Genomic DNA, 19,215 nt, shown 5'->3' with positions numbered 1-19,215 from the left:
ATCAGGCAGTTCCCTTCTTTCGGTTAGCGTGTGCGATGAGTGCTGCAATGACGCAGGAGGCGGTCCGCGTTTCGGCGGAGTCGGCACGGCTGGTCAATACAATCGGGACGGTCGTGCCGAGGACGATGCCGGCGGTCAATGCGTTGGCTAGATATTCCAACTGCTTGGCGACCATGTTGCCGGATTCGAGATCGGGTACGACAAGGATTTCGGCGTGGCCGGCGACGGCGGACTTGATGCCCTTGGTCTTGGCCGCGACGATGGAGACGGCGTTGTCGAAGGCGAGCGGGCCATCAAGAATGCCGCCGCGAATCTGTCCCCGGTCGGCCATCTTGCACAGGGCAGCGGCATCGAGCGTGGACTGGATCTTGGGATTGACGGTTTCGACGGCGGAGAGAATCGCCACCTTGGGTTCGGGGATGCCGATGATGTGGGCCAGGTCGATGGCGTTCTGGATGATATGCACCTTGTCTTCCAGCGTCGGGGCAATGTTGATTGCCGCATCGGTAATCAGCAATGGCCGATGGTAGGTGGGCACATTCATCAGGAAAACATGGCTGATCCGGCGCGACGTGCGCATGCCATTGGCTCTGGCCACCACTTCGCTCATCAGCTCATCGGTGTGCAGGCTACCTTTCATCAGCGCTTCGGCGTCGCCGGTGCGGACAAGCGATACGGCGAGTGCGGCCGAGTCGTGGCTATGCTTCGAATTGACGATGCGGATGCCATGCAGATCGATGCCGAACTCTTCGGCCACCGCACGGATTTTCGATTCGGGACCGACCAGGATCGGTTCGATGATGCCTTCCTGGAAAGCGATGACCGGCCCCTTCAGCGACTCGCAATCGCACGGATGGGCCACTGCGGTCGGAATGGGCTCCAGTCCCTTGACGCGGGAAAGCAGGTGCTGGTAGCGCTCATGCTTGTCGTCGATGCGGATTTCCGGGAAATGGACGTCCTGCATGTGTGACACTTTTTCCGAGGGCGCCAGCACTTCGGCGGTGCCGCGTACCACCTGCAAACCTTCCTGGTTGGTGCATACACAATCGAAAATGACGTGCTGGTTATGGTCGAATTTCTGTTTGACCGTGACGGTAATGGTGATCGTGTCGCCAATCGTGACCGGACGGGCAAAATGCAGGGTCTGGTCAATCAGGTTGGTGCCGGGGCCGGGGAACTGGGTGCCGAGTACCGTCGAAATCAGCGATCCGCTCCACATGCCGTGGGCGATAACCTCGCGAAACATGCCGCTTTCGGCATATTCGCGGTCGACCACGGCAGGGTTGATATCGCCGGTCAAGACAGCGAAGAGTTTGACGTCTTCCGGCATCAACGTTCTGGTCAGGCTGGATGTATCGCCGATGTGTATCTCGTCATAAACCTTGTTGACGAGCAAGCGCCGTTGATTGGACTCCTGCATGGTAGTGCTCCCGAAAAATGACATGAACCATTCGGTTCTGCTGGGTGTTCTGTGTGGAGGCTGTCGCCCCTGGAATTTGCGTGCTTTTGCCCGGTGTTCCTCAGGAGGCTCTTTGCCGGGTGCGCCGATCGCTGGCTGCGGTCATGGGCGGAATGTCGACTTGCAGTCCGGGAACGAGTTGCGACAGGCGTTCAAGCACCCATTGGTTGGCTTCGTAGGTAAACTCGCGGGCTGTCAGCGGTGCACCGGAAAATGCCTCGACGAACAGGGCGACCGCAGCAGAGCGACTGACGCCGTATTCGCAGTGCACCATGACCGATATTTCAAACGGTGCCGCCTGCAGTTCCGCGACAAAATCGTGGATGCGGCGCGCCATCAGGTGGTCGAACAGGCCTGGAATGGGCGCTGGCAGGTATTCATCGGCCGGCTGTGCGTCGTAGAACGACAGGCGCAGCACATGGTGGAACATGGGGTCGAGCTTGGCATCGGCCTGGCCTGGGTCGGTGATCGAGATGACAGCCATGTAGGGATTGCCAGCCAGTGACTCGGCGAGTTCGCGGGAGGCGAAATGAACTTGATTGATGGTCATGATCCGGAGTGGCCGGCAGGTTGGTGAGGCAGTGTGGTGCGCAAAAAGTGATTCATTCCATGAAAACAGGATCGGAAAAAACCAGTGTTCCGTCCAGGCGCATCATCAGGTTGTCGGCCTTGATCAAATCGGGCAGGGCGCCGTATTCGCTCGAAAACTCCTCCAGCGCCTTGAGTGACTGCTGGACGGTTTCTGTCCAGCCCATGGGGGTGACAACCAGATGGTGCAAGGCGATGCGTCCCATATCCTGCGCCAGATTGCGCCAGATCATGCAGGCGTCGAAATACGACGATGAAATTTTGGTGGCAACTTCGGCTGCTTCGCCGGCGACCGGCAGCGGATAGAGTTTTTCGACTTCGACGATATGGAACGGGAAACCGCGGGAAGAGCGGCCAACCGTGCCGTGATCGGCGAATACGACAGGAAAGTGCCGACCTGTCGGCCTGTCCTCTGCCGTGTAATAGGCATAGTCGGTCGGCGAAGAAAGTACCTTGAAGACACGGGCTTGTCCGTCGATCACATCGCCATCCAGCACGATGGTGTTTTCGCCGCGACCGATTTCCAGCCTTCCGTTGAGCAAAGGATGGTCGGGAACGGGGTCTGGAATGATGCCGGGACAAATGTCAGTCATGGTCAACTCCGCCTGTCTGCCTAGTTGGTGGCCAGAAGCATGGCACAAGACGCAGCGTGGCTGCGTCTTGTTACACCTTGCTTAAGCGACGATATGGGCTCCGCCATCGACATAGATCGTCTGGCCGGTCATGCCGGAGGAACCCGGCGTGCACAGGAAGGCCGTCAGGGCGCCGACTTCATCGATGGTCACGGTACGGCCGAGCGGTGCTTTCATTGCATCGGCTTCGAGCAGCTTGTTGAAATCGGCAATGCCGGAAGCAGCACGCGTCATGATCGGACCGGGCGAAACGGCAAAAACGCGGATGCCCTTGGGGCCGAGGTCGTAGGCCATGTAGCGGACGGCCGATTCAAGCGCTGCCTTGATGATGCCCATCACGCCATAGTTGCGCACGACGCGCTCGGCGCCGAGGTAGGACATGGTGATCAGCGAGCCGCCGTGGGCCATCAGCGGTTCGAGGGCTTTGGCCATGCGCAGGAAGCTGTGGCAGGAAATGTTCATGGCTGAATCAAAGCCGGCTTCGGAGGTGTCGATGACACGGCCGTGCAGATCGTCACCGTTGCAGAAAGCCATCGAGTGAATGGCGAAGTCGAGTTCGCCGAATTCCTTGCCGCATTCTTCGATAGCCGACTCAAGGCTGCCTTCTTCGGTCACGTCAAGCTTCAGGAACAGCTTGGCACCCAGGGCTTCAGCCAGGGGCTGGGTATATTTTGCCGTCTTGTCGTTCTGGTAGGTCAGCGCAATTTCGCCGCCGAGTTCGCGAATGGCCTTGGCAACGGCAAAAGCGATCGATTTGTCGTTGGCGACACCGGTGATCAAGCCTTTTTTGCCGGCCAGCGGGAGCATGGCGTTCGTTTTAACCAGCGGGGATTGTTCATTTATTGTATTCATGCTGTTCTTCCTTCCAATGTCAGGCCGGAGATGGTGCGACGCACCATTTCTTAGCAATAACAACGATTTAACGTGGGTTTTGGATTGCTGTAATGCAGCATCATTGTTGCACAGTCCGATTTCACTTTGTTGACAATCACTACTCCTTTTGAGCTAGGTCAACCCTTGCGCATCCTGCGGTTTACTTGTCGGCATTTTTGGCATTCAGGCCGTGTCGACCGTGGGCTATCGGGATGCGTTGATGAATGCTGCCAACCCCTTGAATAAAAATTCTAGGTTATTGATCTTTCTCAACAAACCTTGTTTTGTTGGTGCTAGCCTGAGGTGGAACCAATAACTTCCGGGAGGTTGTTGTGGCACTTGGCGAAATGCATGGCGAAGCGATTGCCGGAATTGTCGATCGGGTCATCGCGCGTTACCGTCGCGATTCAACCTGCATGGTGCAGATACTGCGCGAGGTGCAGGAGGCTTGCGACTGGATTCCTCCCGAGGCGATTGACCGGATTCAGGCTGTGCTGGGCGTGGCGCGTGCCGAGATAGAAAGCGTGGCCGGGTTTTACAGTTTTTTGTATCTCCAGCCACGCGGTCGATACCGGATTCTCTTTTCGGACAATATTACCGACCGGATGCAGGGCAGCGAGGCCTTGCTCGAACAGTTGTGCCGTAGCTTGTGGGTCGAGCCGGGCAAGGTGTCGGAAGACGGCCTGCTCAGTATCGACCGGACATCCTGCACGGGCATGTGCGACCAGGGACCGGGGATGCTGGTCAATAATCGGGCAATTACGCGGTTGACCGCAGTACGCATCGAGCAAATTGCCGAACTGGTTCGCAACCAACGGCCATTGAATGAGTGGCCGGCAGAGTTCTTCGATGTTGCCGACCATATTCGTCGGGCGGATATTCTGCTCGATCAGCCAATGCAGCCGGGCGATGCGCTGCGTGCTGCCCGCGAGCGCGTACCGAGCGATGGCCTGATTGCTTCCAACATGCGTTCCTGGCGGGAGGGATTGCCCTCGGGCATCGGCGGGCCGGCGGCAATGCTTGATGAAATCAAGCGGGCCAATCTGCGTGGCCGGGGTGGGGCTGGTTTCATGACCGGCCTGAAATGGGAGGCTTGCCGCAATGCGCCACTGAAAGCCGGGCAGCAGCGGATCATTGTCTGCAATGCCGACGAAGGAGAGCCGGGTACCTTCAAGGACAGGGTGTTGCTCGGTTCATATGCCGATCAGGTGTTCGAGGGCATGACCGCGGCCGCCTATGCCATCGGGGCGCAGCGCGGGTTCCTGTATTTGCGTGGCGAGTATCGCTATCTGCTTGATGCGCTGAATGCGACCTTGAATGCCCGGCGCAAGGCAAATTTACTGGGCCGGGATATTCTGGGAATTCCGGGCGCCGATTTCGATATCGATATCCACCTTGGGGCGGGGGCTTATGTCTGCGGCGAGGAGTCGGCGCTGATCGAATCGCTTGAGGGCAAGCGTGGCACGCCGCGCAATCGGCCTCCGTTTCCAGTCACGAATGGCTATCTGGATCAGCCGACGATCGTCAATAACGTTGAAACCTTTGCCGCCGTTGCCCTGATTGCGCTGAAAGGCGGCGACTGGTATGCCGCTTTCGGTACCCGGCATTCAGCTGGCACCAAATTGCTCTCCGTTTCCGGTGATTGCGCCCGTCCGGGTATCTATGAATATCCCTATGGCGTGACGGTGCGCCAGGTGCTGGAGGATTGTGGTGCGAGCGATACCCAGGCAGTGCAGATCAGTGGTCCATCCGGCATCTGCCTGAGCGAAGCAGAGTTCGACCGGGCCATCGGTTTCGAGGACATTCCAACGGCGGGCGCATTTACCGTCTTTGATCGCAGTCGCGACATGTTTGAAGTGGCGCGTGCTTATGTCCATTTTTTCCAGCATGAGAGTTGTGGTTTCTGCACGCCTTGCCGGGTTGGAACGTCGTTGCTCAAAAAACTGATGGACAAGTTGCATGACGGGCATGGCTCGCCTTACGACCTCGGTGAAATCGAAAAACTCGACAAGCTGCTGCAGTCGATGAGCCACTGCGGCCTGGGGCATACCGCCGGCAATCCGGTGATCGACACGATTGCCCGCTTCAGGCCGGCTTACGAAAAGCGCATGGTGCACGATCAGTTTGTCCCGGCGTTCGATCTTGACCGGGCCTTATCGACCGCCAGGCAAATGACCGGACGCGATGATTCACAAGCGCATCTGGACGTTGAACAAGGGAGAAGCGCATGAGCCAGACTTTCACGATCGACGGCAGAGTGATCCCTTTCGAAGTCGGCCAGACCGTCATGCAGGCTGCCAGCCAGGCTGGAATCTACATTCCCCATCTGTGCTACCACCCGGCGTTCAAGCCGAATGGTTCGTGCAAGCTGTGCACCGTCAAGGTCAATGGGCGTCAGAGTGCATCCTGCACGCTGCGTGCGCAGTCCGGGATGGTGGTGGAAAGCGATACCGAAGAAATCAACGCCGAGCGCCGGATGCTGACGCAGATGCTTTTCGTTGAAGGCAATCACTTTTGTCCTTCCTGCGAAAAGAGCGGAAATTGCCAGTTGCAGGCCACGGCATACCATCTCGGCATGATGTCGCCGCATTTCGATCACTTTTTCCCGGATCGCGCGGTCGACGCCTCGCATCCGGATATTTTGCTCGACTTCAATCGCTGCATCCTCTGTTCGCTGTGTGTTCAGGCCAGCAGGGAGGTCGACAAGAAGCAGGTTTTTGCACTGTCCGGGCGCGGTATCGGGACGCACCTGATCATCAATGCTCGCTCCGGCCGTCTGGCCGATACGGATTTCTCACTGGCCGACAAGGCTGCACAGGTTTGTCCGGTCGGCGTCATCCTCAAAAAACGCACCGGTTTTGCCGTGCCCATCGGCCAGCGGACTTACGACCAGCAGCCGATCAGTGTGCCGGGCAAGGTTGCCGAGGAGATTCGCCATGATTGAGCCCAGGAAAAAGATCAAGGTGGCAACCACTTCGCTGGCCGGTTGTTTTGGTTGCCACATGTCCCTGCTCGATATCGATCAACGCTTGTTCACCTTGCTGGAGCACATTGAATTCGATCGCTCGCCGCTGACCGACATCAAGACCTGCAGCCCGGATTGCGATATCGGGATTGTCGAGGGAGGCTTGTGCAACACCGAGAATATTCATGTACTGCGCGAATTTCGCCGGAACTGCAAAATCCTGATTGCGCTGGGCGCTTGTGCAATCAATGGCGGCTTGCCGGCGCAGCGCAATCATTTGCCGCTGGCAGTGCTGCTCGAAGAGGTTTATCACACCAGCCCGGGGCTGGCCAACGGGATGATTCCGAACGACCCCGAGCTGCCTTTGCCCCTGGATCGTGTTCATCCGATCCATGAGGTGGTCCATGTCGATTACGCCATTCCCGGCTGCCCGCCATCCGGGGATGCCATCTGGAAGGTGTTGACCGATCTGCTGGCCGGTCGCGAGCCCGAATTGGGGCATGGCTTGCTGCATTACGATTGATTGAGGTGGGACGATGACTTATTCGCTGGAATCAGCCGAACACCCGGAGCGCTTGCGCCGCGTGGCAATCGATCCTGTTTCGCGGGTCGAAGGACATGGCAAGGTAACGATCCTGCTTGATGAGCACAACAAGGTGCATCAGGTACGCCTGCATATCGTCGAGTTCCGCGGCTTTGAAAAATTCATTCAGGGGCGGCCTTATTGGGAAGTGCCGGTAATGGTTCAGCGCCTGTGCGGCATTTGCCCGGTTTCCCACCACCTTGCGGCCTCGAAGGCGCTTGATCAGGTCGTCGGTGCAAAGCGACTGACGCCAGCGGCAGAAAAACTTCGCCGCTTGATGCATTACGGCCAGATGCTGCAGTCGCATGCGCTGCATTTCTTCCATCTCTGTTCCCCGGACCTGCTTTTCGGTTTCGATAGCGATGTCAGTCGCCGCAATATCGTCGGTGTTGCGGCGGAGCATCCGGAAATAGCCCGACGCGGTGTGCTGTTGCGTAAATTTGGCCAGGAAGTGATTCGCCTGACCGCAGGAAAACGGGTGCACGGAACGGGGGCGGTGCCCGGTGGCATGAACAAATCATTAACCCCGGCCGAGCGCGACGAATTGCTTGGCGAGATTTACCAGATCGTTGCCTGGTCACGCGATGCCGTCCATTTGATCCAGAAGGTGCATAGCCAGAATCCGGCCCTTTACAACAGCTTTGCGACGGTTCGTTCCAATTTCATGTCACTGGTCGGCAATAACGGCCAGCTCGATTTTTACCATGGCTCGCTGCGTGCCCGTGACGAAAATGGCAAGCCGATCTTCGATGGCGTCGATTATCAGGATTACGCACGTCATATCGAAGAGGAAGTTAAGCCGTGGAGCTACATGAAGTTTCCTTATTTGAAATTGCTCGGCAAGGAAGACGGCTGGTACAAGGTTGGCCCGCTGGCCCGGGTCCAGAACTGCGACCAGATATCGACGCCATTTGCCGAACATGAGCGCAAGGAGTTCATCGATTACGCCGGTGGAACGCCGATGCATGCGCCGTTGGCCTATCACTGGACGCGGATGATCGAAATGCTGCATGCCGCCGAAGTCATCAAGGAATTGCTGCACGACGATGATCTGCTGGGCAGTGACCTGATGGTCGAGGGCAAGCGGCAGCACGAAGGCATTGGCGTGATTGAGGCGCCGCGCGGCACTTTGCTCCACCATTACCGGATTGATGACGACGATCTGGTCACGATGGCCAATCTGATTGTGTCCACGACCCACAATAACCAGGCCATGAATGAAGCCGTCCGGCAGGTCGCCAGGCGTTACCTGAACGGCCATGAAGTGACCGAAGGCTTGTTGAATCATGTCGAGGTTGCCATTCGTGCCTTTGATCCCTGTTTGTCCTGCGCAACGCATGCCCTCGGGAAAATGCCCCTGAGTGTCGAATTGCGCGATGCCGAAGGACGCTTCCTGCATGCCTTGAATCGTCAATGAAAGCCCCGTTTCTTATTGTTGCGACGGGAAATCCGAGTCGTGGCGATGATGCGCTCGGCCCGCTGCTGTTGGCCAGAATCGCCGACTGGCTGGCCGGGTCGCCGCTGGCCAGCCGTTTTGAACTGATCGAGGATTTTCAGCTGCAGATCGAACATGCGCTGGATCTCGCCGGGCGACAACGGGTCTTGTTCATCGATGCCGGTATGCGGACGCCGGGGCCGTATCGTTTTTTTGAAATCCAGCCGACTGGAGACATGGCGCACACCACGCACGCCCTGTCGCCGGAGGCGGTGCTGGCCGTCTGTGGCCGGATCGGGAACGAAGCTCCGCCGCCGGCTTTCGTCCTTTGTTTGCGCGGTGAGTCGTTCGTGCTCGGAGAGCCGCTGAGTACCACGGCAAGCCACTCCCTGGCGGCTGCTTTTGCCTTCCTGGTCCGGGTTTTCGAGAAAACAGAGGTGGCTGACTGGAGGGCGGCGTCGTATAATTCGAATTAATGACTTGTTGGTCAGTAATTCGAATGAGGTGGTATATGAACCGTTCTCGTCTGATCAAAATGCTGTTTTTCCTGGTTTTAGCCGGGTCGACCGCAGCATTGGCCTACTTTCTCTACTTGCAGCGCCCCGTCGGTCTGCCGGCCGGCCTGGCTGCCGGAAATGGGCGACTCGAAGCGATCGAGGTTGATGTCGCTACCAAAATCGCCGGGCGCCTGGGCCGGGTGGATGTTCGCGAAGGCGATCAGGTGCAGGCGGGGGCCGTGCTTGCCCGACTTGATGCCGATGATCTGCGCGCCCAGTTGCGTCTGGCCGAAGCGCAGGCCCGCCAGGCCCGGCAGGCCGTGAATGAGGCACGGGCGGGCGTACGCAAGGCGGACAGCGACGTGTTGCTGGCCGGAAAAACACTGCAGCGCTCCAGGGAACTGGTCGGTCGTGGCTTCATCAGTGGCGACAAGCTCGATCGTGATAGCAGCGGTTTGCAGGGCGTGCAGGCCGGCCAGTCGCAGGCGCAGAGCCGTGTGGCCGAGGCTGAAGCGGCGGTCGCTGCAGCCGATGCCCGGGTCGATAGCCTCAAGGTCAATGTCAACGATACCGATCTCAAGGCGCCGATCAGTGGCCGTGTACTTTACCGGCTCGCCGAGAGCGGCGAGGTCCTGGCGGCTGGTGGCAAGGTGCTGACCTTGCTCGATTTGTCGGATATGTACCTGACTATTTACTTGCCGACCGAAATTGCGGGGCAGGTCGCCCTGAACAGCGAAGCCCGGATTGTGCTCGATGCCTTGCCCGGGCAGGTGATTCCCGGTCGGGTCAGTTTTGTTGCGCCGAAAGCGCAATTTACGCCGCGCGAGGTCGAAACCCGGAGTGAGCGGGAAAAATTGATGTTCCGCCTGAAAATCAAGCCGGATCCGGCCTGGCTGGAGGCGCATGCCGATCTTGCCAAGGCCGGTATGCCGGGGGTGGCTTATGTCCGTCTGCAGCCTGACGCCGTCTGGCCGGCCAATTTGCAGGTGAGCGGGAAGTAGGGCGCCATGGAACGTCAGCCGGTGGCTTGTTTGCAGGGCGTGAGTCATCGCTATGCAACATCCGTCGCTCTCGACCGGGTGGACATAGCCCTGCCGGCAGCTTGCATGGTCGGCTTGATCGGCCCTGACGGTGTGGGCAAGTCATCATTGCTGGCCTTGGTTGCGGGGGCGCGCCAGATTCAGTCGGGGCGGGTCGAGGTGCTGGGCGGCGATATTGCCAACGCCCGCTTCCGGGCGCAGGTCCAGCCGCGCATCGCATACATGCCGCAAGGCCTGGGCAAGAATCTTTACCCGACTTTGTCGGTCTTCGAAAATGTCGATTTCTTCGGCCGCTTGTTCGGGCTGGGGCATGCCGAGCGCGAGCAGCGCATCTCGGTCCTGCTGGAAAGTACCGGCCTGAGCTCGTTTCGTGATCGTCCGGCGAGCAAGCTGTCCGGGGGCATGAAGCAAAAACTTGGCTTGTGCTGTGCGCTGATCCACGATCCCGATCTGCTTATTCTGGATGAGCCGACGACGGGGGTCGATCCGCTGTCCCGCCGCCAGTTCTGGCAACTGATCGCGCGCATACGCCAGCACCGGACGGGGATGAGTGTGCTTGTCGCAACGGCCTACATGGAAGAGGCCGAGCAGTTCGACTGGCTGGTGGCGATGGACGCCGGCCGGGTGATCGGCGAGGGTGCGCCGTCCGACTTGCTCGATGCCACCGGGCAAACGTCGCTTGATGCCGCATTCATTGCCCTGTTGCCCGAAGCGCGGCGCCAGACGCATCGCGAATTGATCATTCCGCCGCGCAGTGCCCAGCGCGGGGGGCTGGCCATCGAAGCAGAGGCCTTGTCGCAGCGTTTTGGCGACTTTACGGCGGTCGACCGCGTCAGTTTCCGGATTGAGCGTGGTGAGATTTTTGGCTTTCTCGGGTCGAATGGCTGCGGCAAGACGACGACGATGAAAATGCTGACCGGGCTTTTGCCGCCGAGTGAAGGCCTGGCTCGTCTGTTCGGCCAGCAAGTCGATGCGACCGACCTTGAAACGCGCAAGCAGGTTGGCTACATGTCGCAGGGTTTCTCCCTGTACGGCGAATTGTCGGTTCGGGCCAACCTTGAATTGCACGCCCGACTCTTTCATTTGCCGGATGATCGGCGTATTTCGCGCATCGCCCTGCTGATGCAGCGTTTCGGCCTGGAAATTTATGCCGATGTGCCGGCGCTCGATTTGCCGCTGGGTATCCGGCAGCGTTTGTCGCTCGCCGTTGCGGTGGTGCACGAACCGGCCTTGCTGATTCTCGACGAGCCGACTTCCGGGGTGGATCCGGTGGCGCGCGATGCATTCTGGACGCTGCTGGTCGAGCTTTCCCGCGAGCAGGGCGTGACCATTTTCATCTCGACGCATTTCATGAACGAGGCTGCCCGCTGCGACCGGATCTCCTTGATGCATGCCGGCAAGGTGCTGGCCAGCGATACGCCGGCCGGTTTGTGTGCGGCGCGGGGCAAGGCGACGCTCGAAGAGGCATTTATCGATTACCTGGAGACCGCGACCGGCGCGAGCAAGGAGGTTCCACAAACGCTCACCTCCGCGGTCGACCTTGCTCAAAGCCATGAAACCCGGCTCGAACCTTTGCCGCCCGCCTGGTTCAGCCTGCGCCGCCTGCTTGGCTACGCCTATCGCGAAACGCTCGAACTGCGTCGTGATCCGATTCGCCTGGCATTTGCCTTGCTCGGCTCGGTGCTGTTGATGTTCGTGCTCGGCTTCGGTATTTCACTGGATGTCGAAGGCTTGCGTTTTGCCGTACTCGATCGAGACCAGTCGCCGGAAAGCCGGGCGTACATCGCCAATATTGCCGGTTCGCGCTATTTCATCGAGCAACCGGCAATCATCGACGATGCCGATCTCGACCGGCGAATGAAAAATGGCGAATTATCGCTGGCGATCGATATTCCTCCGCGTTTCGGCAGCGATTTGCGGCGCAGTCACTGGCCGGAAGTCGGTATCTGGGTCGATGGTGCAATGCCTTATCGCGGCGAAACCGTCCGCGGCTACGCACAGGGCGTCCATTTGCAATATGTCCAGCAGATGATTCGCGAAGCGAGCGGTATCGAGACAACTTATCCGGCCAACATCATTTCGCGTTATCGCTACAACCAGGATTTCAAAAGTATTTACGCCATGGTGCCGGCGGTCATTCCCATCCTGCTGATTTTCATCCCGGCCATTTTGATGGCGCTCGGGGTTGTCCGCGAAAAAGAGCTGGGCTCGATTACCAATCTCTATGTGACGCCGGTGACTCGGCTTGAATTCCTGCTGGGCAAGCAATTGCCTTATATCGGCGTGGCCTTGATCAGTTTTGTCCTGCTCGTCATTCAGTCGCAGCTGATGTTCCATGTGCCGATCAAGGGCAGTTTGCTTGCGCTGTGCTGTGGCGCATTTCTCTATGTGATTGTCACGACCGGGCTGGGCCTGCTGATCTCGACCTTTACGCATACCCAAATTGCGGCCTTGTTCGGAACGGCCATTCTGACGATCTTGCCGACCGTGCAGTTTTCCGGGCTGACCACGCCGGTCGCTTCGCTTGAAGGGTTCAGTTACTGGATAGGCCAGTTTTTCCCGGCCAGTTATTTTCTGGTGATCAGTCGCGGTGCCTTCACCAAGGCGCTGGGCATGATTGACTTGCTGCCGCAGTTTGTCGCGCTGGCCGCTTTCATTCCCCTGCTCACCTTGCTTTCCGTGCTTTTGCTCAGGAAGCAGGAGAAATAGCATGCATGCGCTGCTGCACAGCCTGAGCAATATCTATCGTCTTGGCGTGAAAGAGCTGAAAAGCCTGTGGGCAGACAAGGTTTTGCTGGCGCTGATTGTCTGGGCTTTCAGCGGGGCGATTTATACCGCGGCAACCGGTGTCTCCCAGGAATTGCACAATGCCCCGCTGGCGGTCGTCGATGAGGACCATTCACCGCTGTCTCGACGCATTGTCGATGCTTTTTACCCGCCTTATTTCAGTACACCGCAGCAAACCACGCTGGCTGAACTGGATGCCGGCATGGATGCCGGACGTTACTCGTTTTCCCTGGTTATCCCGGCCAATTTCCAGCACGACATCCAGGCGGGTCGCCATCCGGAAATACAGTTGAATATCGATGCGACGATCATGGCCCAGGCGTTTATCGGTGCCAGCTACATCAAGAGCATCGCCCTCGGTGAAATCAGCGAATACCTGACCGGTACGCGGGAGGCCGGCGCAACGCCAATCAGGCTGACGACGCGGGTACGTTTCAATCCGAATCTGACCGGCGTGTGGTTCGGCGGCGTCATGGAGGTGATCAACAATGTGACCATGCTGACCATCATTCTCGTCGGTGCAGCATTCATCCGAGAAAGAGAGCACGGCACCATCGAGCACTTGCTGGTCATGCCGCTGACTCCCTTTGAGATCATGATGGCCAAGATCTGGGCCAATGGCCTGGCCGTTCTGCTCGGGGCAAGCTTTGCCCTGATCGTGATGGTCGAACAAGTGCTCAAGGTGCCGATTGCCGGTTCGGTACCACTTTTTCTCACGGCGGCCGCCTGCTATCTCTTTGCGGCCGCCTCAATCGGTATTTTTCTCGGCACCCTGGCCCGTTCGATGCCGCAACTGGGTTTGTTGATCATCTTGTCGATCATCCCCTTGCTGATGCTGTCAGGCGGTATCACGCCGCGCGAAAGCATGCCGCAGCTGGTCCAGCATCTGATGCTGGCAGCACCGACGACTTACTTTGTCCGGCTGGCCCAGGGCATTTTGTATCGTGGCGCAGGTTTTGACGTTGTCTGGCGTGATCTGCTCGCGATGAGCCTGGTCGGCAGCTGTTTCTTTGCCGTTGCCCTGGTCCGCTTCCGCAAGGCCGTCAGCCAGACGCAAATCTAAATTGCATCAGAAAATGTTGATATGCATCATGGGCTTGATGCTGCCCAAAGGCGCACTATCGGCCCCGTGATTCGCCCTTATGGCGACACAATATGCGAAATGATCTCCCTCAGATATATCTTCACGGCGGCCACGGTCGCCGCCTTTTTTGGCTCACTGCATGCCGCCGAACCTGCCGACCGGCAGTTCGAGGCCATGGCGCGTCTGTCCGAGCCGGAACTTCAGGCAAATATCGGCCGCGTGGTTGAAGTTGCCGTCGATCTGACGAATGCCGGCTTGAGTTTCGAGCCGGAGGGCGATCGGGTCGAAGCGCGTTATCGCATGGCATTCAATCAGATTGCTGAAGGCTGGAGTTGGCAGCCCAATGCGAATTCTGCGGTCGACGACTACTATCGCTACAAATTCCTGCCGCTGCAGTCGGTACAGGTTGAACGTGGCGCTTATGCCTTTGAAGACAAGATCGGGGAAACGCAAAACATGAAAGTCAGTTGGCGCTACGACTACTTTCTGGCCTTTGCGAATCTCTACGATTTTTATCCACGCAAAGTCGACGACGATGCCGGTTTCGTTGCAGATCTGCCGGCAAGCGCCAGCGAACATGTCGGCCTGATGGCGACGCTCAGCCTTGAAGCGCCACTGCTCAGCGAGAGCACTACCTTCTGGAAGGCAACGTACAGCAGACCGACCGACTTCACGTTGAAGAAACGCTATCTGATCGGGCGACTGACTTCACTCAGCTTTATCGATACACAAAGCGGCAAACTGCTCTGCCGTATCAAGCCCGAAGACACCGGGCGCTGTGTAATGCGCTAAGTCGACAGCGCGAGTCAGCCCTCAGGGGACTGACTCGCGGTTTGGTCAGCGATAGACCAGCACCGGAACCTTCGAGTGCGTCAGCACCTTGTTGGTTTCACTGCCCAGCAAAAAGCCGCTGATCCCGCGTCGACCGTGGGATGCCATGAAAATCAGGTCACATCCTGAAGTTTCTGCTGCCTGAATGATGGCTTCGTAGGGAACATCGCTCGTTGCCGAGGTGATGCTGCATTCGACGCCATTTTCAGCACAGAACTTCTGCACTTCGCCCAGATATTCCGTGGCTTGCTGGTCAGCCATTTCGGCAAATTTCTCCGGCGTGGTCGGGTCGATCAGCGCCCCTTCGCCAAAATAGGCGATCGGGTACTCCGGTTTGGCAAAAAAGACGGTTACCCGGGCACCTGCTTCCTTGGCAAAGGAAACAGCACGTTGTGCCGTGGCGCGCGAGAGTTCGGAACCGTCGGTTGGGACAAGAATATGTTTGAACATGGTCACCTCCTGAAACTGTGCAATGCCGTTGCATTCGGCCTTCTTGAGGTTCATGCTACGCCAAGTCAGGAGGAAATCAACCATGCGACTCGGTTTTCTGGGAGCAGCAGGCGAGGTCACCGGTTCCTGTTATCTGGTCGAGACAGGAAATATCCGCTTTCTCGTTGACTGCGGCATGTTTCAAGGCGGCCCGGAGGCTCGCCAGAAGAATCAGCGAGCCCTCAATTTCGGCTTTGATGTCCGCAAGATCGACTTTGTTTTGCTGACGCATGCCCACATCGATCATGCCGGATTGCTGCCGCGTCTCTCGATGCTGGGTTACAAGGGGCCGATTTACGCAACCCCGGCAACGATCGACCTGCTTGAGGTTTTGTTGCCCGACAGCGCCCATATCCAGGAAAAGGAGGCCGAGTGGCAGTTGCGCCACCGGCACCGTCGCGGTATGGGCGAACGGGGCATTCCTGCGCCGCTCTATTCCGTTGCTCAGGCCTTGTCGGCACTTGAGCAGTTAAAGCCGGTGTCTTACGGTCAACCGTTCAATCCGGTCGAAACAGTTAACGTTGTTTTTCGCGATGCCGGCCACATCCTGGGTTCGGCCCAGCTTGAAATTACGGTTTCCGGTGAAGGTCGACCGCGGAAAATGATTTTTTCCGGCGATCTCGGTATGCCGGGGCGGCCGGTTCTCTGCGATCCTGCTCAACCGACCGAGGCGGATGTGCTGCTGGTGGAATCGACTTACGGTAACCGCATGCATCGTTCGATGATTGAAACAGAAGAGGAAATCGTCGATGCCTTCGAGCGTACACGCGCTGCGCACGGCAACCTGATCATTCCGGCTTTTGCGGTCGGGCGAACCCAGGAGTTGCTGTACATGCTGGCCGATCTGGTTCGGCGCAAGCGGATCAGCCCGCTCAAGGTTTATGTCGATTCGCCCATGGCCAGCAAGGCGACACATATCACGATGGCGCATCGTGAATTGCTCGATCCTGAAACGCGGGATCTGATCGACTGGCTTGGCGCGCATCCGGACAAAATGCACATCGAGTTCGTCTCCGATGCCGATCACTCCAAGGCGCTGAACGATATTCGCAGCGGTGCCGTGATTGTTTCCGCCAGCGGCATGTGTGAGGCCGGGCGCATCAAGTATCACCTGCGTGAAAATCTGCCACGCAGCGAATGTACGATCCTGATCACCGGATTTCAGGCGGCTGGCACTTTGGGGCGACGCTTGGTCGATGGCGCGCGACTGGTTCATATCTTTGGTCAGCCTGTTCCTGTCAGGGCCCGTATCTATACCGTCGGCGGACTTTCAGCTCATGCCGATCAGGGGGCATTGCTCGGCTGGCTGGGCGGTTTTCGTCATCCACCGGGGCAAACCTTCGTGGTCCATGGCGAGGCCGGTGCATCGGCCGACCTGGCGCAAGCCATCAAGGATAAACTGGCTTGGTTAAACGTGCAGATGCCTCGCCCTGGCGAGTTCGTGACACTGTAATATGCATTCGGAAAATGAGAAAAGGTGAAGCAAATGGCGGGTAATGGAGCAATGCAACACGGCGGGATCGATATCAATACACTGAGTCCGGCCGAATCTGTCGGCAAGGCAATTGGTGCCGCTCTTGATCCGTATGGCGTGACGACTTCGCTGCTGTCCGCCCAGATGGCGTGGATGATGCACCCTCAGGAGCTGACCCGTGCGGTCAACGCGCTGTCGAGCGATCTTTTCGCTTTGCAGTCTCATGTCTTGCGTCGCGCCATGGGGATTCCTTCCGAAGATGTGATCCAGCCGAATGCCGATGATGCCCGTTTCAGCAAGCCGGTTTGGACTGATTCGGCCAGTTGGGACATCATCAAGGAGTGGTACCTGGCCTTCACTCACCGTTTGCAGGACATGTACTTCGAAACGCCCGGCCTGTCCGACAAGGAGCGGCGTCGGGCGGCGTTCTGGTTGCGTAAATGGCTCAACATGGTAGCCCCGACCAACTTCTTCTGGCTCAATCCGGAGGCGATGGAGCGGGCTGTCGAAACCAATGGCGAAAGCCTGCGTCAGGGCTGGGAGAATTTCCAGCGGGATGCCAAGGCCAAGAATATCCTGATGGTCGAGCCGGATGCCTTCGTCGTCGGCAAGGACCTGGCAACCACGCCGGGCAAAGTGGTTTTCCGCAATCGCCTGCTTGAAGTCATCCATTACACGCCAACGACCGAGAAAGTCCGGGCGATGCCGATCGTCATTACGACGCCGTGGATCAACAAGTTCTACATTCTTGACCTGACGGCCAAGAAAAGCATGGTCAAGCACCTGACCGACCAGGGTTTTTCAGTCTTCATTACCAGTTGGAAAAATCCGACGCCGGAAATGTCGGATATTCGTCTTGACGACTATCTGCTTGAAGGCGTCAATGAAGCGGTTCGCGTGGCAACCGAGTTCTGCAAGGTGGAGAAAGTTCATCTCGTCGGTTACTGCATTGGCGGTACGCTGGTCAGTACTTACATGGCCTGGGCCAACAAGCGTTTTGCCCCAGGCAAGGTGCCTGTGGCGCACTGGACGCTATTCACCACCCTGACGGATTTCTCGCATCCAGGCGATATCGATGTCTTTATCGACGAAGCCTGCATCAATGCGCTGGAAGAATCGATGGCTAAGAAGGGTTACCTGGATGGTGCCGAAATGGCCAGTTCCTTCCGCCTTTTGCGCTCAAACAGCCTGATCTGGCACTACTGGGTCAAGAGCTATCTGCTTGGCGAGAAGCTGCCGCCATTCGACGTGCTGTTCTGGAACATGGATACGACGCGCATGCCGCAGGCCATGCATGCCTATTACCTGCGTGAAATGTACCTGCACAACAATCTGATCAAGCGCGACAAGCTGAACATTGCCGGAGAGTCGATCGATCTCGATCAGATCGTCCAGCCGCTTTACGCCGTCACGGCAGAGGATGACCACATTGCCCCGTGGAAGCAGTGCTACCGCATTCGCAAGTACATCAATGTTGCAGCACCGGTGCGTTTCGTACTGTCTACCTCGGGCCATATTCTCGGTATCGTCAATCCGCCGGCCAATCCGCCCAAACGGGCTTACTGGATTGCCGAGCCTGAGCGGAACGAGCATTGGGAGCACTGGATGGAGCGTGCTGAAAAGAAACCGGGAACCTGGTGGGACGACTGGACCGCATGGCTTGGTGAAAGAACCGGCGAACTGGTTGAAGCCTATCCGGCGGCCAGTCGCAAGTTCCCGTCACTGGCCGATGCGCCCGGGACTTACGTTCTCGAAAAATAGGCTCCGCTTACTGTGAATCGACCGTGGGCTATGCGTCCACGGTACGAATTGGTACATTAGCCGCTGACTGGGGACTTCACGGTAGAACATAAATGACAGATGCCTTGATGGCAGTGAATGCCAAAACATCGCGGGCTGGTGCCGATCTTTTGCGCATCGTCCGGATCAATGAAGAAATCAAGCGGGTTGTTGGTGTTTCCTTCAAGATCAACATCATGGCACTGAATGCCATTTTCCTGGCCAAGCGGGCGGGAACGGCCGCACTTGGCTTCGGCGTCCTGTCAAATGAGCTGCGTGTGTTTTCTCAGGATCTACGGACCTGCATGGAATCCCTTACCGGCCTGATTCACGGTTGCGTCGATGAGGTTTCGATCGTTCTGAAGGATATTCGTTTTACCCGGTTGTTGCGCCAGACCGATCAACTGACCACCAATGGTTCCGTAGTACCTGTCCTGCGCCAGCGTGAAATTGAAAATGATCAGCATGAGCGCCGCCTGAGCAGTTTGCGCAACCAATTGAAACGTGCGCTTGAAGATGCCTTCAGAATGGTTGAATTGGGCGGTGTACTGGCTAAATCGGCCAAAATTGAAGCCGCCTACGGGCAAAGTTTTGCCCCGGCGCTGGCTCAGGTTTCCGGTGAGTTTGACGGGATTGTCGAAGAAATTCGCGACTCACTGGAGTCGTTGCGCCGTTCGGCTTTTTTCACCGGACATTGAA

General features: G+C 57.8%; 17 protein-coding genes. 12 read left to right on the top strand and 5 right to left on the bottom strand.

The features are described from left to right. Position 1: 1 nt before the first annotated feature. The 4 genes from GBK02_RS13430 to fabI all read right to left on the bottom strand — a co-directional run bounded on the left by GBK02_RS13430 (position 2) and on the right by fabI (position 3,531). Positions 2-1,420: a bifunctional enoyl-CoA hydratase/phosphate acetyltransferase gene (locus GBK02_RS13430; RefSeq protein WP_203467137.1), complete on the bottom strand. Its 1,419-nt coding sequence runs from the start codon at positions 1,418-1,420 to the stop codon at positions 2-4. A 100-nt stretch (positions 1,421-1,520) separates the two neighbouring features. Continuing rightward, on the bottom strand, positions 1,521-2,009 hold the full coding sequence (locus GBK02_RS13425) for a hypothetical protein (RefSeq protein WP_203467136.1): 489 nt from the start codon (positions 2,007-2,009) through the stop codon (positions 1,521-1,523). 52 nt (positions 2,010-2,061) lie between these two features. After that, complete coding sequence (locus GBK02_RS13420) at positions 2,062-2,640, bottom strand: hypothetical protein (RefSeq protein WP_203467135.1); 579 nt, start codon at positions 2,638-2,640, stop codon at positions 2,062-2,064. A gap of 81 nt (positions 2,641-2,721) precedes the next feature. Further along, positions 2,722-3,531 carry an enoyl-ACP reductase FabI gene (fabI, locus tag GBK02_RS13415; protein ID WP_239003031.1) on the bottom strand — a complete coding sequence of 270 codons (810 nt, stop codon included), beginning with the start codon at positions 3,529-3,531 and terminating at the stop codon, positions 2,722-2,724. 368 nt (positions 3,532-3,899) lie between these two features. Here fabI and GBK02_RS13410 point away from each other — a divergent pair, with 368 nt between their 5' ends. The 9 genes from GBK02_RS13410 (at position 3,900) to GBK02_RS13370 (ending at position 14,735) form a co-directional block, all read left to right on the top strand. Then, complete coding sequence (locus GBK02_RS13410) at positions 3,900-5,783, top strand: NAD(P)H-dependent oxidoreductase subunit E (protein ID WP_203469408.1); 1,884 nt, start codon at positions 3,900-3,902, stop codon at positions 5,781-5,783. Then, the gene (locus GBK02_RS13405) at positions 5,780-6,496 is read left to right on the top strand and encodes a 2Fe-2S iron-sulfur cluster-binding protein (RefSeq protein ID WP_203467134.1); all 717 of its coding nucleotides are present in this window, start codon (positions 5,780-5,782) and stop codon (positions 6,494-6,496) included. The genes GBK02_RS13410 and GBK02_RS13405 overlap by 4 nt, the downstream gene beginning before the upstream one ends. Then, entirely contained in the window at positions 6,489-7,040 is a 552-nt protein-coding gene (locus tag GBK02_RS13400; RefSeq protein WP_203467133.1) for an NADP oxidoreductase, read from the top strand. Before GBK02_RS13405 ends, GBK02_RS13400 begins: the two co-directional genes overlap by 8 nt. Before the next feature lie 13 nt (positions 7,041-7,053). Further along, complete coding sequence (locus GBK02_RS13395; protein WP_203467132.1) at positions 7,054-8,517, top strand: Ni/Fe hydrogenase subunit alpha; 1,464 nt, start codon at positions 7,054-7,056, stop codon at positions 8,515-8,517. Next, entirely contained in the window at positions 8,514-9,011 is a 498-nt protein-coding gene (locus GBK02_RS13390; protein WP_203467131.1) for a hydrogenase maturation protease, read from the top strand. Before GBK02_RS13395 ends, GBK02_RS13390 begins: the two co-directional genes overlap by 4 nt. A gap of 35 nt (positions 9,012-9,046) precedes the next feature. After that, positions 9,047-10,033, top strand: a complete 987-nt coding sequence (locus GBK02_RS13385; RefSeq protein ID WP_203467130.1) for an HlyD family secretion protein — start codon at positions 9,047-9,049, stop codon at positions 10,031-10,033. A gap of 6 nt (positions 10,034-10,039) precedes the next feature. After that, the gene (rbbA, locus tag GBK02_RS13380; RefSeq protein ID WP_203467129.1) at positions 10,040-12,781 is read left to right on the top strand and encodes a ribosome-associated ATPase/putative transporter RbbA; all 2,742 of its coding nucleotides are present in this window, start codon (positions 10,040-10,042) and stop codon (positions 12,779-12,781) included. A gap of 1 nt (position 12,782) precedes the next feature. Next, positions 12,783-13,922: an ABC transporter permease gene (locus GBK02_RS13375; RefSeq protein WP_203467128.1), complete on the top strand. Its 1,140-nt coding sequence runs from the start codon at positions 12,783-12,785 to the stop codon at positions 13,920-13,922. A gap of 99 nt (positions 13,923-14,021) precedes the next feature. Continuing rightward, positions 14,022-14,735, top strand: coding sequence for a hypothetical protein (locus GBK02_RS13370; RefSeq protein ID WP_203467127.1), 714 nt, complete (start codon positions 14,022-14,024; stop codon positions 14,733-14,735). A gap of 45 nt (positions 14,736-14,780) precedes the next feature. Here the strand turns inward: GBK02_RS13370 and GBK02_RS13365 are convergent, their stop codons facing one another. Next, entirely contained in the window at positions 14,781-15,224 is a 444-nt protein-coding gene (locus tag GBK02_RS13365; RefSeq protein WP_203469407.1) for a universal stress protein, read from the bottom strand. Positions 15,225-15,306: 82 nt separating this feature from the next. On the opposite strand from GBK02_RS13365, the gene GBK02_RS13360 reads away from it, so the two are divergent. The 3 genes from GBK02_RS13360 to GBK02_RS13350 all read left to right on the top strand — a co-directional run bounded on the left by GBK02_RS13360 (position 15,307) and on the right by GBK02_RS13350 (position 19,214). Further along, on the top strand, positions 15,307-16,716 hold the full coding sequence (locus GBK02_RS13360; protein WP_203467126.1) for an MBL fold metallo-hydrolase RNA specificity domain-containing protein: 1,410 nt from the start codon (positions 15,307-15,309) through the stop codon (positions 16,714-16,716). A 51-nt stretch (positions 16,717-16,767) separates the two neighbouring features. After that, positions 16,768-18,498 carry an alpha/beta hydrolase gene (locus tag GBK02_RS13355; protein WP_203469406.1) on the top strand — a complete coding sequence of 577 codons (1,731 nt, stop codon included), beginning with the start codon at positions 16,768-16,770 and terminating at the stop codon, positions 18,496-18,498. Positions 18,499-18,590: 92 nt separating this feature from the next. Then, a complete protein-coding gene (locus tag GBK02_RS13350; protein WP_203467125.1) occupies positions 18,591-19,214 on the top strand; it encodes a chemotaxis protein in 624 nt (207 codons plus the stop codon). Position 19,215: the final 1 nt, after the last annotated feature.

Source organism: Dechloromonas sp. TW-R-39-2 (assembly GCF_016864195.1).
Classification (GTDB): Bacteria; Pseudomonadota; Gammaproteobacteria; order Burkholderiales; family Rhodocyclaceae; genus Azonexus.
Note: the sequence above shows the minus strand (reverse complement) of the source record. Positions and strands in the feature narration are given on the sequence as shown.

Excerpts from the sequence above, each read along its gene's own strand:
- GBK02_RS13430 (WP_203467137.1), bottom strand. The coding sequence starts at position 1,420 with ATGCAGGAGTCCAATCAACGGCGCTTGCTCGTCAACAAGGTTTATGAC.
- GBK02_RS13425 (WP_203467136.1), bottom strand. The coding sequence starts at position 2,009 with ATGACCATCAATCAAGTTCATTTCGCCTCCCGCGAACTCGCCGAGTCA.
- GBK02_RS13420 (WP_203467135.1), bottom strand. The coding sequence starts at position 2,640 with ATGACTGACATTTGTCCCGGCATCATTCCAGACCCCGTTCCCGACCAT.
- fabI (WP_239003031.1), bottom strand. The coding sequence starts at position 3,531 with ATGAATACAATAAATGAACAATCCCCGCTGGTTAAAACGAACGCCATG.
- GBK02_RS13410 (WP_203469408.1), top strand. The coding sequence starts at position 3,900 with ATGCATGGCGAAGCGATTGCCGGAATTGTCGATCGGGTCATCGCGCGT.
- GBK02_RS13405 (WP_203467134.1), top strand. The coding sequence starts at position 5,780 with ATGAGCCAGACTTTCACGATCGACGGCAGAGTGATCCCTTTCGAAGTC.
- GBK02_RS13400 (WP_203467133.1), top strand. The coding sequence starts at position 6,489 with ATGATTGAGCCCAGGAAAAAGATCAAGGTGGCAACCACTTCGCTGGCC.
- GBK02_RS13395 (WP_203467132.1), top strand. The coding sequence starts at position 7,054 with ATGACTTATTCGCTGGAATCAGCCGAACACCCGGAGCGCTTGCGCCGC.
- GBK02_RS13390 (WP_203467131.1), top strand. The coding sequence starts at position 8,514 with ATGAAAGCCCCGTTTCTTATTGTTGCGACGGGAAATCCGAGTCGTGGC.
- GBK02_RS13385 (WP_203467130.1), top strand. The coding sequence starts at position 9,047 with ATGAACCGTTCTCGTCTGATCAAAATGCTGTTTTTCCTGGTTTTAGCC.
- rbbA (WP_203467129.1), top strand. The coding sequence starts at position 10,040 with ATGGAACGTCAGCCGGTGGCTTGTTTGCAGGGCGTGAGTCATCGCTAT.
- GBK02_RS13375 (WP_203467128.1), top strand. The coding sequence starts at position 12,783 with ATGCATGCGCTGCTGCACAGCCTGAGCAATATCTATCGTCTTGGCGTG.
- GBK02_RS13370 (WP_203467127.1), top strand. The coding sequence starts at position 14,022 with ATGATCTCCCTCAGATATATCTTCACGGCGGCCACGGTCGCCGCCTTT.
- GBK02_RS13365 (WP_203469407.1), bottom strand. The coding sequence starts at position 15,224 with ATGTTCAAACATATTCTTGTCCCAACCGACGGTTCCGAACTCTCGCGC.
- GBK02_RS13360 (WP_203467126.1), top strand. The coding sequence starts at position 15,307 with ATGCGACTCGGTTTTCTGGGAGCAGCAGGCGAGGTCACCGGTTCCTGT.
- GBK02_RS13355 (WP_203469406.1), top strand. The coding sequence starts at position 16,768 with ATGCAACACGGCGGGATCGATATCAATACACTGAGTCCGGCCGAATCT.
- GBK02_RS13350 (WP_203467125.1), top strand. The coding sequence starts at position 18,591 with ATGACAGATGCCTTGATGGCAGTGAATGCCAAAACATCGCGGGCTGGT.